Raw genomic sequence first — 15931 nt, forward strand, 5'->3', positions numbered from 1 at the left:
CCCGGCCGGGTAGGACGTGGTTGCCGACGCCGACGACGTCCCACCATCCTGGCGGCCAGCAGCGCCGGCACCGGCCGACGCGTCCGGAGGGGACCATGACCGACTTCAGCAAGGACCCGGGCTCGGGCAGCCCGGGCGGCGCCAGCCCGTACGGCCAGGGTCAGGAGGGCCAGGAGGGCCAGCGGTCCGGGCAGCCGGGGGGGTACGGGCAGCCCGGCCAGTACGGCACCACGCCCTACGGCCAGCAGCAGGGCTACGGCCAGCAGGGCTACGGCCAGCAGGGCTACGGCCAGCAGGGCAGCGGCGAGCAGGGCAGCGGCCAGCAGCCGTACGCGCAGCCCCAGCAGGGGTACGGCCAGCAGTACGGCACCACGCCGTACGGCCAGCAGGGGTACGGCCAGCAGGGCTACGGCCAGCAGGGATACGGCCAGCAGCAGGGCTACGGCACCGAGCAGTACGGCCAGCAGTACGGCGGCTACGCGCAGTCCTACGGGCAGTACGGCCAGGGCGCGGTGCCGGCCAAGCCCGGCGGCGTGGTGACCGCCGCCGTCCTCGGGTTCGTCCTCGGGGCGATCGGCGTGCTGATCAGCCTCGTGCTCCTCTTCGCCGGGGCCGTGTTCAGCGGCGCGGGCGACGACCTGGACCAGGAGATCCCGGGCTTCGGCCCGGTCGCCGGCGCGTTCGGCGGCGTGGTCCTGGTGATCGGCCTGCTGGCGCTCGTCTGGACCGTCATCACCCTCTGGGGCTCGGTGTGGGCGCTGACCGGGCGCAGCCGCGTGATGCTGCTCGTCGGCGGCTCGATCGCGCTGGTGTTCACCCTGATCGGCCTGATCGGCAACCTGTCCGACGCCGACACGGCCGGCGCGGGCGGCATCATCACCAGCCTGCTGTTCTTCCTGGCGGCCCTGGCGATCGTCGTCCTGCTGTCGCTGCGGCCGGCGGCGGCCTACTTCGCCGCGCACCGCGCCCGTCGCGGCCGCTGACCCGTGTCGGGCGGCAGCACCCCGGAGCCGGTGCCGCCGGCCTCCGCGGGTCCGCGCGTCCCGCGCCCGGCCGCGGTGTCGGCGGCGGCCGGGCTCGGGTTCGTGCTGGGGGCCTACGCCCTGATGTACTCGCTGGCGCTGTTCACGGCGGCCACCCGCGTCGCCTTCTACGCCGTCTTCGGTGCCGTGTACCTGGGCATCGCCGTCCTCTGCCTCTGGGGCGGTGTCCAGGTGGTGACCCGCCGGTGCAGCCGGCTGCTCACGGCCGGCAGCGTGCTGATCGCGTCGCTCGGCGCCCTGGGCATCGTCTCGGCCCTGGCCACCGGGGTGTTCAGCCTCTGGCTGGTCGTCCTCGTGGGCCTCGGCGTGGGCGTCGTCGTGCTGCTCCGCCGGCCGGCGTCCCGCGAGTACCTCGCCTCCGGCGCCGGCCACTGACCCACCCCACCCCGGTGGAGGTCCGCTCGTCGTGGCGGGCCCCCACCGGCGCGTCCCCCACCTAGACTCCGCCGCCGGCGCCGACGCGCCGCGACACCACGGGAGGAACCATGACCGGCCCCAGCTTCGAGAAGGACACGCCGTCCGGCGACCAGCCAGGGCACGGCCAGCAGCAGGGCCAGCAGGCGTACGGCCAGCAGCCGTACGGCCAACCCGGCTACGGCCAGCAGCAGGGCTACGGCCAGCAGCAGGGCTACGGCCAGCAGCAGGGCTACGGACAGCAGGCGTACGACCAGCCCTACGGCCAGCAGCCGTACGGCCAGCAGCCCTACGGTCAGCCGGGCTACGGCCAGCCGCAGGCGTACGGCCAGCCGCAGGCGTACGGCCAGCCGCAGGGGTACGGGCAGCAGCCCTACGGCTACGGGCCGCAGGCCCCCTACGGCGCGTACGGCTCCCCCGCCCCGTACGGCGCGGCGTCGCTCGGCTTCCCCGACGCCGTCCGCAGCGTCCTGACGCGCTACGCGGACTTCACCGGACGGGCTCGGCGCGCCGAGTACTGGTGGTTCGCCCTGTTCAGCGTGGCCGTCGTCCTGGTGGCCGCGATCATCGACGTGGTCCTCGGGTTCCCGTTCTTCCAGTGGGTCGTCACGCTGGGGCTGTTCGTCCCGAGCCTGGCGGTGGGCGTCCGGCGCCTGCACGACACCGACCGGTCGGGCTGGTGGCTGCTCATCGGGCTGGTGCCCTTCGGCGGCATCGTGCTGCTCGTCTTCTACTGCCTGGAGGGGCAGCGGCACCCGAACCGCTACGGCCCCGACCCGAAGGCGCTCGGCAGCTACGCCGCCTGACCGACCGACGCGAACGGCCCCCGCTGCCAGCTGGCAGCGGGGGCCGTTCGCGTGCGGGTCCTGCCGTCAGCTGCGGGCGGCGGTCCCGGTGTAGTCGTCGGACGTCGAGACCCAGCTCATCAGGCCGCGAAGCTTGCGCCCGGTCTCCTCGATCGGGTGCGCCTCCGCCTCGGCCCGGCGGCGCGTGAAGTCGGGGGCGCCGGCGTCCTGGTCGGCGATGAACTCCGCCGCCCAGGAGCCGTCCTTGATGCGGGCGAGGACGTCCTTCATGGCGTCCTTGACGTGCTGGTCGATGACCTTCGGGCCGGAGGTGTAGTCGCCGTACTCGGCGGTGTCCGACACCGACCAGCGCTGCTTGGCGATGCCGCCCTCGTACATGAGGTCGACGATCAGCTTGAGCTCGTGCAGGCACTCGAAGTAGGCGATCTCGGGCTGGTAGCCGGCCTCGGTGAGGGTCTCGAACCCGGCGGTGATCAGCGCGCTGGCGCCGCCGCAGAGCACCGCCTGCTCACCGAACAGGTCGGTCTCGGTCTCCTCGGCGAAGGTCGTCCTGATGACGCCGGCGCGCGCGCCGCCGATGGCCTTGGCGTAGGACAGCGCCAGCTGCAGCGCCTGGCCGCTGGCGTCCTGCTCGACGGCGACCAGCGCCGGGACGCCCTTGCCGTTCTCGAACTCGCGGCGGACCAGGTGGCCGGGGCCCTTGGGGGCGACCATGGCGACGTCGACGCCGGCCGGGGGCTTGACGTAGCCGAACCGGATGTTGAAGCCGTGCGCGAAGAACAGCGCGTCGCCGTCCTGCAGGTTGGGCTCGATCGCCTCGGCGTAGACCTTGCGCTGCACGTGGTCCGGGACGAGGACCATCACCAGGTCGGCCTCGGCGGCGGCCTCGGCGGGGGTGACGACGCGCAGGCCCTCGGCCTCGGCCTTGGCCCGGCTCGAGGAGCCCTGGGGCAGGCCCACCCGGACGTCGACCCCCGAGTCGCGCAGCGAGAGGGCGTGCGCGTGCCCCTGGCTGCCGTAGCCGATGACGGCGACGGTGCGCCCCTGGATGATCGACAGGTCGGCGTCGTCGTCGTAGAAGATCTCGGCGGCCATGCGGTGGTGCTCCTTCTGGTGAGGGGATGGAACGGCCCCGTCGCAGGACCCCTCGGCGCGCGGAGCGCGTCGTGAGGGGCGACGGGGTCCTTGCTCAGGCGCTGCGGTCGACCGGGCGCAAGGTACCGGCGCCGCTCATCGAGCGCGGTCCCCGCCCCAGGGCGACGGTGCCCGACTGCGCCATCTCCTTGATCCCCAGCGGGGCGAGGACGGCGAGCAGGGCCTGCAGCTTGTCGGGCGTACCGGTGGCCTCGAGGGTCACCGTGTCGGTGTTGACGTCGACGACGCGGGCGCGGAACAGCTCCGCGGTCTGCAGCACGGTGGTCCGGTCGGCCAGCGGTGCGCGCACCTTGACCAGCAGCAGCTCGCGCTGCACCGCCGCACCGCCGTCCAGTTCGACGATCTTGATGACCTCGACGAGCTTGTTGAGCTGCTTGGTCACCTGCTCCAGCGGCGCGGACTCGGCGTCGACGACGATCGTCATCCGCGACAGGTCGGGGTTCTCGGTCGGGCCGACGGCCAGCGACTCGATGTTGAACGCGCGCCGGCTGAACAGCGCCGAGACGCGGGCCAGGACACCGGCCTTGTTCTCGACCAGGACCGACAGTGTGTGGCGAGTCATCTGCCCGACGTTCCTTTCGAAGCGGATCGGCACCAGCGGCGGCCCCCTCCCAGGGGCCCGCCGCCGAGCGGAGCGAGGTGGTGGGGAGGGAGGGAGGGGGTCCTTACACCTGTCCCTCGCCGAAGACCGGGCGCAGGTCGCGCGCGGCCAGGATGTCGTCGTTGCTGGCGCCGGCGGCGACCATCGGCCACACCTGGGCGTCGGCGCCGACGACGAAGTCGATGACCACCGGTGCGTCGGTGATCGCCATGGCCTTCTCGATGACGGCGTCCACGTCGTCCTTGGACTCGCAGCGCAGGCCGACGCAGCCCAGCGCCTCGGCGAGCGCGACGAAGTCGGGGATGCGCACCGGCTTGGGCCGCCCCTCGGCGTCGACCGGGTGCAGCTTGGTGTTGGAGTAGCGGCCCTCGTAGAAGAGGGTCTGCCACTGGCGGACCATCCCGAGGTTGCCGTTGTTGATGACGGCGACCTTGACCGGGATACCCTCGATGGCGCAGGTGGCCAGCTCCTGGTTGGTCATCTGGAAGCAGCCGTCGCCGTCGATCGCCCACACCGTGGTGTCCGGGCAGCCGTACTTGGCGCCCATGGCCGCGGGGACGGCGTAGCCCATGGTCCCGAGGCCGCCGCTGTTGAGCCAGGTGCCCGGCTTCTCGTACCGGATGAACTGGGCCGCCCACATCTGGTGCTGTCCGACACCGGAGGCGTAGACCGCGTCCGGGCCGGCGAGGGCGCCGAGCCGCTCGATGACGTACTGCGGCGACAGCGAGCCGTCCTCGGGCCACTCGTAGCCCAGCGGGTAGCGCGCCCGCCAGTCGTCGAGCTGGGCCCACCAGGCCGACAGGTCGGTGGTGCGGCCGGCGCGGTGCTCGGCGCGCAGCGCCCCCACCAGCTCGGCGATGGTCTCCTTCGCGTCGCCCACGATCGGGACGTCGGCCTTGCGGTTCTTGCCGATCTCGGCCGGGTCGATGTCGGCGTGCACGACCTGGGCGTGCGGGGCGAACGAGCTCAGCTCGCCGGTGACCCGGTCGTCGAAGCGGGCGCCGAGGGCCACCAGCAGGTCGGCCTTCTGCAGCGCGGTGACGGCCGTGACGTTGCCGTGCATGCCCGGCATGCCGAGGTTCTGCGGGTGGCTGTCGGGGAAGGCGCCGCGGGCCATGAGGGTGGTGACCACCGGCGCGCCGGTGAGCTCGGCGAGCTCGGCCAGCTCCGCGGTGGCGCCGGCCTTGATCACCCCGCCGCCGACGTAGAGGACGGGACGGCGGGCGGTGGCGACCAGCGCGGCGGCCTCGCGCACCTGCTTGCCGTGCGGGCGGGTGGTCGGCTTGTAGCCGGGCAGGTCCAGCCGCGGCGGCCAGGAGAAGTCGGTGGTCGCCTGCAGCGCGTCCTTGGAGATGTCCACCAGCACCGGGCCGGGGCGGCCGGTGGCGGCCAGGTGGAAGGCCTCGGCGATCCGCTGCGGGATCTCCGCCGCGTCGGTCACCAGGAAGTTGTGCTTGGTGATCGGCATGGTGATGCCGCGGATGTCGGCCTCCTGGAACGCGTCGGTCCCGATCGCCCGGCTGGGCACCTGGCCGGTGATGGCGACCAGCGGCACCGAGTCCATGTAGGCGTCGGCCAGCGGGGTGACCAGGTTGGTCGCGCCCGGTCCGGAGGTGGCCATGCACACGCCGACCCGGCCGGTGGCCTGCGCGTATCCGGTGGCCGCGTGCCCGGCGCCCTGCTCGTGGCGGACCAGGACGTGGCGGACGTGGGAGTCGAACAGCGGGTCGTAGGCCGGCAGGATCGCCCCGCCCGGGATGCCGAAGACGACCTCGACGCCCACGGCCTCGAGCGAGCGCACGAGGCTCTGCGCCCCCGTGAGACCGGTGGCGGGCTCGGCGGCGGCCTCGGCGATCGAGCGGGCCGTGGTCTCGACGCCGGTGAGCGCCGCGGCGGCCTCGCGGGTGGCGGACTCGCTCGGGGTGGTGGTCATGGCGGGGGTCTCCTGGGCCGGACGTGCGGGCTGGGCGTGCGGTCGGGTGCCTGCTCGGGCAACAAAAAACCCCTCGTGCCGCGGGCACAGAGGGGTGTAGCGCGTCGGTCGGGAGACCGGCGCGCTAGCCGATTACGAGGAGCAGGCAGGCGGAGGGCACGGACACACTGTGCGCCTCGGCCGTCCCGACGTCAACAACGGCGTCCCACACAGTGGAACGTGTCGACCGTTTCATGGGACAGGCAGCTGCTCCTGCCGGCCGCCCAGCAGGTCCGGGTCGAAGCCGTCCACCACCGCGGGCAGGTCGGGAGCCGGCACGGGCCGGCCGGTCAGCCAGCCCTGGAGGAAGCCGCAGCCCAGGGACACCAGCACCTCGCGTTGCGCGGCCGTCTCCACGCCCTCGGCGACGACGTCCATGCCGAGCGTGCGGCCGAGGTCGACGACGCTGCCGACCAGCGCCGCACCCCGCGGGTCGGTGTCGATGCCGGAGACGAAGCCGCGGTCCATCTTCAGCACGTCGACGGGCAGCCGGGCGAGGTAGGCCAGCGAGGAGTAGCCCTTGCCGAAGTCGTCCAGGGACACGAGGCAGCCGAGCGCGGAGAGCTCCGCGAGTTCCGCGAGCAGCCGCTCGTCGTCGTCCATGAGCACGCTCTCGGTCACCTCGACCATGAGCAGCCGCGCGGGCAGGCCGGAGCGCTCCAGCGCGCGGGTGACGTCCTCGACCAGGCAGCGGGCCTGCAGGTGCCGCACGGAGACGTTGACGCCGAGCTTGAGGTCGCGGCCCGCCGCCACCAGCCGGGCGTGCTCGGCGGTCGCGGTCTCCAGCACCCAGCGCTGCAGCGGCACGACGAGGCCGTCGTCCTCGGCCAGGCCGATGAACTCCTCCGGCGGGACCGGCCCGAGCACCGGGTGGTCCCAGCGCACCAGTGCCTCCACCCCGAGCACCCGGCGCTCGCGGACGCCGGCGACGGGCTGGTAGACCAGGTGCAGGTCGCCGCGCGCGATCGCGCCGGGCAGGTCGCGGGCGAGCCGGCTGCGCCGCGCCGCGGCCTCCACCAGCCCCTCCCCCGACGCCCGGACGCCGTTCTTCCCCTCCGCCTTGACCGTCCGCAGCGCCAGGTCGGCCTCGCGGACGGTGGCCGACGCGTCGGCGCCGGTGACCACCTCCGCCAGCCCGACGCTGGCCGAGACGCGGAACACGGGGCCCGCCTGGCCGCCGTCCGCCCCGTCGTAGCGGCGGGAGACGTCCAGCCGGGCGACCAGCCGCTCGGCCAGCGCCATCGCCGCGTCGGGGCCCGCGTCGACGAGGAGGGCGAACTCGTCGCCCCCCAGCCGGGCCACCAGGTCCCCCGAGCGGGCCTCGGCGCGCAGCGCGTCGGCCACCTCGCACAGCAGCCGGTCGCCGGCGTCGTGCCCGGCCACGTCGTTGACGGACTTGAAGCCGTCGAGGTCGACCAGCAGGACGCAGGAACGCCGGCCACGCGCCGCCCGGTCCAGGGCGCCCTCCAGCGCGGCCATGAACCGGGCGCGGTTGGGCAGGCCGGTCAGCGAGTCGGTGTAGGCCAGCCGCTCCAGCTCGCGCTGGCCGGCGCGGCGCTCGGTGACGTCGCGCAGGTGCAGCACCAGGCCGTCGTCGGCCCGCCGCCCGCCGGTGCGGGCGGCGCCGGAGACCTCGACGTCGCGCCAGCCGCCGTGGGTGCCGGCCAGCCGGCCGGTCGCGGGCAGCCCGTCGGGACAGCCGTCGCGCAGCGCCGCCGCCACCCGCTCGACCAGGTCCCGGTCGTCGGGGTGCAGCAGCGCGATCAGCTCGTGGCCGACCAGCTCGTCCTCCGCCCGACCGAGCTGGGCGGCGACCGGGCCGGACACCGAGGTGACCCGGCCGGCGGCGTCGAGGACGACGGTGACGGCGTCGCCGCTGTGCACCAGGGCGCGGAACCAGCCCTCCGTGCGCTCCAGCCGGCGGGTGAGCCGTGCGGCGTCGAGCGCCCAGGACAGCGTCCGGGCCGAGGTGAGCAGCAGCAGGGCCACCGCCGCGGCCGCCTCGGGGGCCGGGACGGGACGGCCGGCCACGACGCCACCGGTCACCGCGAGCAGCGCGGCGGTGGCCGCGACGTGGGCCAGCACCGCCCCGCGCACCGGCAGCGCCCGCCGCCCGCCCGGCGCGGTCGCGGCCCGGTCGGCGGCCGCGGCGCACAGGCCGGTGCCCAGCATGGCCAGCCAGGCCAGGACGGTGACGACGCTCCACCCCGGGCCGGCCGCGCCGCCCGACGTCCGGCTGACCGCACCGCTGACGGCCACGGTGGCCATCGCGAGGAAGGAGCCCAGCAGCCAGGTCGCCGACCGGCGGCGCGCCTCGGGCACGGCGGTGACGGCGACCAGGCCGACGCCGCACAGGACGGCGCCGACCAGCGGGTAGCCGGCCGCGATCAGCCCGTGCCCCGGCCCGGCGGTCTCGCCGAGCAGCTGGTCGAGCAGGTCGTCGAGGACGACACCGCCCAGCACCCCGACGGCGATGGTGACCACGGCGCCGTCGAGCAGCACGCGGGAGCCCACCCGCCGGCCCGCCCGGGGCGGCAGCAGCAGGACGGCCACCGCGACCGCGACCGGCACCGCCAGCACGGTGGGGGCCTCCTCGACGCCGCCGGCCGCGAGGTCCCGGCCGGCCCGGGCCACCGCGAGCACCTGGCCGAGCGCCAGGAGCCCGGCGGCCAGGGCCATCGCCCGCCACGGCCGGCCCGCCCGCCCGGGCAGCCGCCGGGCGCCGGTGGCCAGGACGGCGGCGCCGGTGCCCGAGGCCAGCGCCAGCGCGGCGGGGACGAGGACGGCGGCCGACGGCGCGCCGGTCAGCTGCAGCGCGGTGGTGCCGGCGCCGAGCAGGACGAGGAGCGTGAGGACGGCGGCGACCGCAGCGGGCCCCACGGGGCGGCCGGCGACCTCACGCACCGCGGACGGCCTGGACGTGCGGGTCCCCGGCGGCCGGGAACGGGTCCTGGGACAGGCCGACCAGGCCGGGCCACAGCGAGCCCGCGCCCTCGCGCAGCACGTCGAGCAGCTCCGCGGGGGGCAGGGGGCGGGACAGCAGGAAGCCCTGCGCGAAGCCCAGGCCCAGGCCGCGCAGCACGCCCAGCTGGGCGGAGGTCTCCACGCCCTCGGCGACGACGTCGACGCCCAGCGCGCGGCCCACGGTGACCACCGCGGCGCACAGGGCGCGGCTCTGCGCGTCGCGGTCGACGCGGGAGACGAAGGCGCGGTCGAGCTTGAGCACGTCGATGGGCAGCCGGGTCAGGTGCAGCAGCGAGGAGGTGCCGGTGCCGAAGTCGTCGAGCGCCACGTGCACGCCCATCAGCCGCAGCGCCTGGACGTCGGTGGCCACGAAGTCGCCGTCGTCGAGCAGCGTGGCCTCGGTGACCTCCAGGACCAGCCGCTCCGGCGCCAGTCCCGAGGACGCCAGCGCCGCGGCGACGTCGTCGACGAGGGTGCGGGCGGCCACGTGCGAGGCCGAGGTGTTCACGCCCAGCTGCAGCGGCCGGCCGTCGTGCTCGGGCAGCGCGGCGGCGACGACGGTGGCCTCGCGCAGCACCCACCGCTGCAGCTCGCCGATGACGCCGGCCCGCTCGGCGATGGGCACGAACTCCCGCGGCGGGACGTCGCCGAGCTCGGGGTGCCGCCAGCGCAGCAGCGCCTCGACGCCGACGACCCGCTGCTCGTCCATCGACACGATCGGCTGGAACGCCAGCCACAGCTCCCCGCGGTCGACGGCACCGGGCAGGTCCTCGCGCAGCCGGTCGCGGCGCGCGGCGGCGGCGCCCAGCGCGTCGGTCCACCGGGTGGCCCGGGCCGACCCGCCGGCCCGGGCGGCCGCCACGGTGGTCTCCGCGCGGGCGGTGAGCTCGGCGACGGTCAGGCCGGGCTCGACGACCACGACGCCGACGTCGGCGGTGAGGTCGAAGACGCCCGCGGGCGTGCCCACCGGGCGCTCCAGGGCGGCCAGGCAGCGGTCGGCGAGCCGGTCGGCGGTGTCGCCGTCGCCGGTGGCCAGCACGCCGAAGACCCCGCCGGCGACCCGGGCGACGACGTCCTCGCCGCGCACGGTGGCCCGCAGGCGGCGGCCGAGCTCGACCAGGACGCCGGAGACGGTGTCGCGGTCGGCGTGCTCGCGCACCTCGGTGAGGCCGCAGACGTCGACCAGCAGCAGCGCCCGGTCGGGGACGGCGCCGGCGCGGGCCACGGCGTCGGTGAGCGCGGCCTCCCAGCCCGCCCGGTTGGGCAGGCCGGTCAGCGGGTCGGTGAAGGCGACCTCCTCGAGCGCCCGCTCCCGGGCCTCCCGCTCGGTGACGTCGCGGCAGTGCAGCACGACCGAGGCGAGGGCGGGGTCGGCGCGCAGGTCGGAGACACTGGCCTCCAGGCAGCGGACGCCGCCCGCGCCGTCGCGGACGTGCAGGGTCAGCAGGCCGGACGTCTCCCCCGCCTCCAGGCGCAGGCGCAGGGCGGTGGCGTCGCCGGCGTCGACCGCCGAGCGGCCGGAGAGCAGGTCGTGGCCGACCAGTTCCGCCGGCGTGCTGCCCAGCAGCGCGGCCAGCGCCGGTGAGGCCCAGCCGACGCGCAGGCGCGCGTCGAGGACGAGCACCGCCTCGCTGGTGGAGGCGACCAGGCTGCGGAAGTAGGCCTCGTCGCGGCGCAGCCGGGCGCCGCGGAGGTGGTCCTCGCGGGCGGCGACCCAGCGGTGGGCGGCCGACAGCCCCACGCACAGCAGGGCGCCGAGCAGGGTGACCGCGCTCGGTGCCAGGCCGAGGGCCAGCGGCACCACCACGATGCCGACGACGACGACCAGCGCCAGGTGCGGCAGCACCGCGCGCAGCTGCACCGCCCGGCTCGCGGCGGCCGGGCCCGGCGAGGGGGCCCCGTCGAGCAGCCGGGCGAGCACGAGCAGCGCCAGCCCGACGACGACGGCCACCCGCGTGACGGGGACGGCGTCGGGGGCGCCGAGCAGCGCGGCGGACGTGCCGGTGCCGCGGCCCACGCACAGCGCGACCAGGCCGGCGAGGAGGACCACGGCCATCCGCTGCCGGTGGCCGGCGACCCCGCCGAGGACGGTGAGGCCGGCGGCCATCGTGGCCGCGGTCGCCACCACGGCGCCGCCGAGGACCAGCCGGGCGACCGGTGCCAGCGCCGACCAGCTGTTGCCGGGCCCGACCAGCAGGGCCTGCATGACGACGAGCGCGGCGGTGCCGAACAGCGCCAGCTCCAGCGCCGCCCGGGGGCAGGTGCGCCGCAGCGCCGCGCGCTCGACCATGCCGAGCAGCCCGACGACGGCCAGCACGTAGCCGGGCACGATGACCACCCAGCGCAGCACGACCTCCTCGAGCGGCGAGGAGGGCGCGGCCAGGACGCTGACCAGCAGCCCGGTGACCGGGAAGAGCGCGGCGGCGGCGAGCAGCCGCCAGGGGCGGGACGAGCGGTCGGCCGGGCGGCCGGGACCCCACAGCACCACCGCGGCGACCAGCCCGGCGAGCGCCGCCACGACCTCACCGAGGGGGTGCAGCGCCGGGACGAGCGCGGCGACCAGGCACGCCCCGGCGGCGGGCACGGCACACGTCACCAGCCACCTGATCCGCCTCTCCACACCCCGGGTGTCGGCAGCGCGGCGGGCCGGCACGAGCCCCGGCGGGCCCCCCTCACCCCAAGGAGGGGGGCCTCGTCCTCAGGTGCAGATCGTCGTCAGGTGCAGATCGTCGTCAGGTGCAGATCGCGCCCTGGGCCGCCGATCCGACGAGCTTGGCGTACTTGCCGAGCACCCCGGTCGTGTAGCGCGGGGGCAGCGGCGACCAGTCCTGCCGGCGGCGGGCCAGCTCGTCGTCGTCGACCAGCAGGTCCAGCGTGCGGGTGCGCAGGTCCAGCCGGATCGGGTCGCCGTCGCGGACCAGGGCGATCGGGCCGCCGTCGGTGGCCTCGGGGGCGACGTGGCCGATGCACAGGCCGGTGGTGCCGCCGGAGAAGCGCCCGTCGGTGAGCAGCAGCACGTCCTTGCCCAGCCCCGCGCCCTTGATGGCGCCGGTGACGGCGAGCATCTCGCGCATGCCCGGGCCGCCCTTGGGGCCCTCGTAGCGGATGACGACGACGTCGCCGGCCTGCAGCGTGCCGTCGGTGACCGCGTCCATGGCGCCCTGCTCGCCGTCGAACACGCGGGCCGTGCCGTCGAAGACGTCCCGGTCGAAACCGGCCGACTTCACCACGGCGCCGTCGGGCGAGAGCGAGCCGCGCAGGATCGTCAGTCCGCCGGTGCGGTGGATCGGCTCGGACATCGCGTGGATGATCGCGCCGTCGGGGTCCGGCGGGGCGATCTCGGCGAGGTTCTCGGCCATCGTCCTCCCGGTGACGGTGAGCGCGTCGCCGTGCAGCAGGCCGGCGTCGAGCAGCGCGCGCAGCACGACCGGGACGCCGCCGATGCGGTCGACGTCGGTCATCACGTAGCGGCCAAAGGGCTTGACGTCGGCCAGGTGCGGCGTGCGGTCACCGATCCGGTTGAAGTCGTCGAGCGAGAGGTCCACCTGCGCCTCGTGCGCGATGGCCATCAGGTGCAGGACGGCGTTGGTGGAGCCGCCCAGAGCCATCACCACGGTGATCGCGTTCTCGAACGCCTCGCGGGTCATGATCTGCCGCGCGGTGATGCCCTTCCGCAGCAGGTTGACCACGGCCTCGCCGGAGGCGACGGCGAACGCGTCGCGGCGGCTGTCGGGCGCCGGCGGGGCCGCGCTGCCGGGCAGCGCCATGCCGAGCGCCTCGGCGACGCTGGCCATCGTGTTGGCGGTGTACATGCCGCCGCACGAGCCCATGCCCGGGCAGGCGGCGCGCTCGACGGCGCCGAGCTCCTCCTCGGTGATCAGCCCGCGGGCGCAGGCGCCGACCGCCTCGAAGACGTCGATGATCGTGATGTCGTCGCGGTCGCCGAGCCTGCCGGGCAGCGTCGAGCCCGAGTAGAGGAAGACGCTGGCCAGGTCGAGCCGGGCGGCGGCCATGAGCATCCCGGGCAGCGACTTGTCGCAGCCGGCGAGCAGCACCGTGCCGTCGAGGCGCTCGGCGAACACCACCGTCTCCACCGAGTCGGCGATCACCTCCCGCGAGACCAGCGAGGCGCGCATGCCCTCGTGTCCCATGGAGATGCCGTCGGAGACCGAGATGGTGCCGAACTCCAGCGGGAAGCCGCCGGCGGCGTGCACGCCCTCCTTGGCCCGCTTGGCCAGCCGGTCCAGCGAGAGGTTGCACGGGGTGATCTCGTTCCACGACGAGGCGACGCCGACCTGCGGCTTCTCCCAGTCGTCGTCGCCCATCCCGACCGCGCGCAGCATGGCCCGCGCCGGGGCCCGGGTGATCCCGTCGGTCACCTCGCGGCTGCGGGGCTTGACGTCGGCGGCGGTGCGGGGCTCGTCCACGGTGGTCACGAGCGCCGAGCGTAGGCCGGACGCCGGCCGCTGCCGAGGCGCCATCGATACTGGTACCGACACCACCACCGAGGAGGCCGCCCTGTCCGCCACCGCCCGGCGTGCCGATCCCCCGCCCACCCGCCGTGAGCTCGCCGAGTTCCTCCGCTCCCGCCGCCGGCAGGTCGACCCGAGCGCCGCCGGGCTGCCCGCCGGCGGCGCGCGGCGGACGCCGGGCCTGCGGCGGGAGGAGGTCGCGCTGCTCTCGGGCGTCAGCCACACCTGGTACACGTGGCTGGAGCAGGGCCGCGACATCCGCCCCTCCCGGCAGGTGGTCGACGCGCTGGCCCGCACGCTGCGGATGTCGCCGGCCGAGCACGAGTACGTGCGGCGGCTGACCGGGCACGGTGGCGCCGCCCTGCCCGACCCCGGCGACGGGCTGCCCGCGCACCTGCAGCGGCTGCTCGACGCGCTCGGCCCCTCCCCCGCCTGCGCGATCACCGCCACCTGGGCCATCGCCGGGTGGAACCGGGCCTACCAGCGGCTCTACCCCGGCGTGGCCGCGGTCGCCCCGGCCGAGCGCAACCTGCTGTGGCTGGTGTTCACCGACCCCGCCGTCCGGGAGCTGCTGGGCGACTGGACGACCGACAGCCGCCGCTTCCTCACCCAGTTCCGCGCCGAGGTGGGCCCCCGGCTGGCCGACCCGGCGGTGGTCGACCTGGTGGCCCGGCTGGAGGCGGCCAGCCCGCACTTCCGGGCCGGGTGGGCCAGCCGCGACGTCGACCGGTTCAGCTCCGCCGAGCGCCGCTTCGAGCACCCCGAGGTGGGCACCCTGCTGCTCGAGCACCACCAGCTCACACCGGCCGACGCACCCGGCCTGCAGCTGGTCGTCTACACCGCGGCCGAGGGCAGCGACTCCGCCCGGCGGCTGGCCGCGCTGGCGGGCTGAGCGTCAGGGGACGTCGATCCGGCCGCCCGACACCGCTGCCAGCCGCGGGAGGTCGCGCGCCCGCAGCACCGGCAGCCGCACCTCGGACCCACCGCGGGTGACCAGCCGCAGCCTGGCGCCGCGACCCACCCGGATGCCGGCCAGGTCGCTCCAGGCCACCCGGCGGGAGGGCCCCAGGGTGTGGGTGGTGATCCCCTCGTCGTCGACGTCCACCCCGACCCGCAGCACCCAGACGGCGGCCAGCACCGGGACCACCAGGACCAGGGCGGTCCAGGGGGTGGCCGCGGCGAGCGGCAGCACGCAGACGGCCAGGAAGACGACGGGCACGAGGGCCACCCGGCTCAGCCGCATGCGCGCGTGGTCGGCCACGACCGACCATGGTCCCAGCTCCGCGTCGCCCGCACCGCCCGGCCCTCGCCCGCCCGTACTGTGGGCCGGGTGAGGCGACAGCGGGGACGGCGGGCCGCCGGCGCCGCGTGCGCCGTGGCGCTGACCCTGCTCCTCGCCGGCTGCGGGGAGGACGGCTACGAGCCCGTCGGCCCCTTCCGGCCGCTGCCCGAGGGCCAGCCGCCGCAGGTCGGGCCGCCCACCGAGTCCACCCCGGCGCCGGACCCCGACGAGCCCGCCGAGCCCGGGTCGGGCGGCTCCGGGGGCGACCCGAACGTGCTCGCCACCGACCTGGCCGTGCCCACCGGGCTGGTCGTGCTGCCCGACGGCACGGCGGTCGTCGGCGAGCGGGAGACCGGCCGGCTGCTGCAGGTCTTCCCCGACCGCTCGCCGGCGCAGGAGCTCATGGTGGTGCCCGGCGTCGACACGGCCGGCGACGGCGGACTGCTGGGCCTGGCGCTGTCGCCGACGTTCGACGAGGACGGGCTGTTCTACGCCTACGTGTCGACGGCCACCGACAACCGCGTCGTCCGGTTCCCGCTGGGCGGCACGCCCAACCCGGTGCTCACCGGCATCCCGCGCGGCGAGGTGCACAACGGCGGCGGGCTGGCCTTCGCCCCCGACGGCACGCTGTTCGTGGGCACCGGCGACACCGGCGACCCGGCGCTCCCCCAGGACCCGGCGTCGCTGGGCGGCAAGGTGCTGCACGTCGACGTCTTCGGCCAGCCGGTCGGTGACGGGCCGGTGTTCAGCCGCGGGCACGCCGACGTGCGGGCGCTGTGCCCCGGCCTCGACGACCCGGCCCTCCTGTTCGCCGTCGACGACTCCGCCACCGGCCCCGACGAGCTCAACGCCGTCCTGCGGGACAGCGACCACGGCTGGCCCACGCCGGGCCCGACGAGCACCGGGCCGCTGCTGGAGCTGCCGAACGACACCGGCGGGCTCGGCGGCTGCGCGGCCGTGGGCGGCACGGTCTTCCTGGGCGCCCTCGAGGGCCGGCGGGTCTACGTCGTCACCGTCGAGGGCGGCGGGGTCGCCGCCGAGCCGACCGAGCTGATCCCCGAGCGCTACGGCCGGCTGCGGACCGTCGCCCTCGACACCGAGGGCGGCCTGTGGGTGACCACCTCGAACGGGGACGGCGCCGGCACGCCCGCCGAGGACGACGACAAGGTGCTGCGCATCCTGCCGCCGTCCTCGGGAGGCTCCTCCCCCGTCTGAGTGTCGT

12 protein-coding genes are annotated in these 15931 nt (G+C 75.9%); 5 read left to right on the plus strand and 7 right to left on the minus strand.

Translation table 11 applies throughout. The features are described from left to right. Nucleotides 1-95 precede the first annotated feature (95 nt). The 3 genes from BLQ97_RS23150 (at nucleotide 96) to BLQ97_RS23155 (ending at nucleotide 2263) form a co-directional block, all read left to right on the plus strand. Nucleotides 96-983, plus strand: coding sequence for a hypothetical protein (locus BLQ97_RS23150; RefSeq protein ID WP_175471540.1), 888 nt, complete (start codon nucleotides 96-98; stop codon nucleotides 981-983). Nucleotides 984-1013: 30 nt separating this feature from the next. Next, nucleotides 1014-1418, plus strand: coding sequence for a hypothetical protein (locus BLQ97_RS00610; RefSeq protein ID WP_139173410.1), 405 nt, complete (start codon nucleotides 1014-1016; stop codon nucleotides 1416-1418). A 110-nt stretch (nucleotides 1419-1528) separates the two neighbouring features. Continuing rightward, nucleotides 1529-2263 (plus strand): DUF805 domain-containing protein, encoded by a 735-nt coding sequence (locus BLQ97_RS23155; protein WP_175471541.1) that lies wholly within the window; start codon nucleotides 1529-1531, stop codon nucleotides 2261-2263. Nucleotides 2264-2329: 66 nt separating this feature from the next. On the opposite strand, the gene ilvC is transcribed toward BLQ97_RS23155, so the two are convergent. The 6 genes from ilvC to ilvD form a co-directional block, all read right to left on the minus strand. After that, the gene (gene ilvC / locus BLQ97_RS00625; protein WP_091362417.1) at nucleotides 2330-3358 is read right to left on the minus strand and encodes a ketol-acid reductoisomerase; all 1029 of its coding nucleotides are present in this window, start codon (nucleotides 3356-3358) and stop codon (nucleotides 2330-2332) included. A 94-nt stretch (nucleotides 3359-3452) separates the two neighbouring features. Next, on the minus strand, nucleotides 3453-3980 hold the full coding sequence (ilvN, locus tag BLQ97_RS00630; protein WP_091362418.1) for an acetolactate synthase small subunit: 528 nt from the start codon (nucleotides 3978-3980) through the stop codon (nucleotides 3453-3455). A 103-nt stretch (nucleotides 3981-4083) separates the two neighbouring features. Continuing rightward, nucleotides 4084-5952 carry an acetolactate synthase large subunit gene (locus BLQ97_RS00635; protein WP_091362419.1) on the minus strand — a complete coding sequence of 623 codons (1869 nt, stop codon included), beginning with the start codon at nucleotides 5950-5952 and terminating at the stop codon, nucleotides 4084-4086. Between the two features lie 231 nt (nucleotides 5953-6183). Next, entirely contained in the window at nucleotides 6184-8871 is a 2688-nt protein-coding gene (locus BLQ97_RS00640; protein ID WP_217637000.1) for a putative bifunctional diguanylate cyclase/phosphodiesterase, read from the minus strand. Nucleotides 8872-8887: 16 nt separating this feature from the next. Then, on the minus strand, nucleotides 8888-11551 hold the full coding sequence (locus BLQ97_RS00645; RefSeq protein WP_139173411.1) for a putative bifunctional diguanylate cyclase/phosphodiesterase: 2664 nt from the start codon (nucleotides 11549-11551) through the stop codon (nucleotides 8888-8890). A gap of 136 nt (nucleotides 11552-11687) precedes the next feature. Beyond that, the gene (ilvD, locus tag BLQ97_RS00650) at nucleotides 11688-13391 is read right to left on the minus strand and encodes a dihydroxy-acid dehydratase (RefSeq protein ID WP_091362422.1); all 1704 of its coding nucleotides are present in this window, start codon (nucleotides 13389-13391) and stop codon (nucleotides 11688-11690) included. Here ilvD and BLQ97_RS00655 point away from each other — a divergent pair. Beyond that, nucleotides 13384-14319 (plus strand): helix-turn-helix transcriptional regulator, encoded by a 936-nt coding sequence (locus BLQ97_RS00655; protein WP_245691690.1) that lies wholly within the window; start codon nucleotides 13384-13386, stop codon nucleotides 14317-14319. The genes ilvD and BLQ97_RS00655 overlap by 8 nt on opposite strands. 3 nt (nucleotides 14320-14322) lie before the next feature. Here BLQ97_RS00655 and BLQ97_RS00660 read toward each other — a convergent pair whose 3' ends face one another. Continuing rightward, nucleotides 14323-14688: a PH domain-containing protein gene (locus tag BLQ97_RS00660; RefSeq protein ID WP_245691691.1), complete on the minus strand. Its 366-nt coding sequence runs from the start codon at nucleotides 14686-14688 to the stop codon at nucleotides 14323-14325. A gap of 69 nt (nucleotides 14689-14757) precedes the next feature. Here BLQ97_RS00660 and BLQ97_RS00665 point away from each other — a divergent pair, with 69 nt between their 5' ends. Next, entirely contained in the window at nucleotides 14758-15924 is a 1167-nt protein-coding gene (locus BLQ97_RS00665; RefSeq protein WP_091362423.1) for a PQQ-dependent sugar dehydrogenase, read from the plus strand. Nucleotides 15925-15931: the final 7 nt, after the last annotated feature.

The organism is Geodermatophilus telluris, assembly GCF_900102745.1.
Classification (GTDB): Bacteria; Actinomycetota; Actinomycetes; order Mycobacteriales; family Geodermatophilaceae; genus Geodermatophilus; species Geodermatophilus telluris.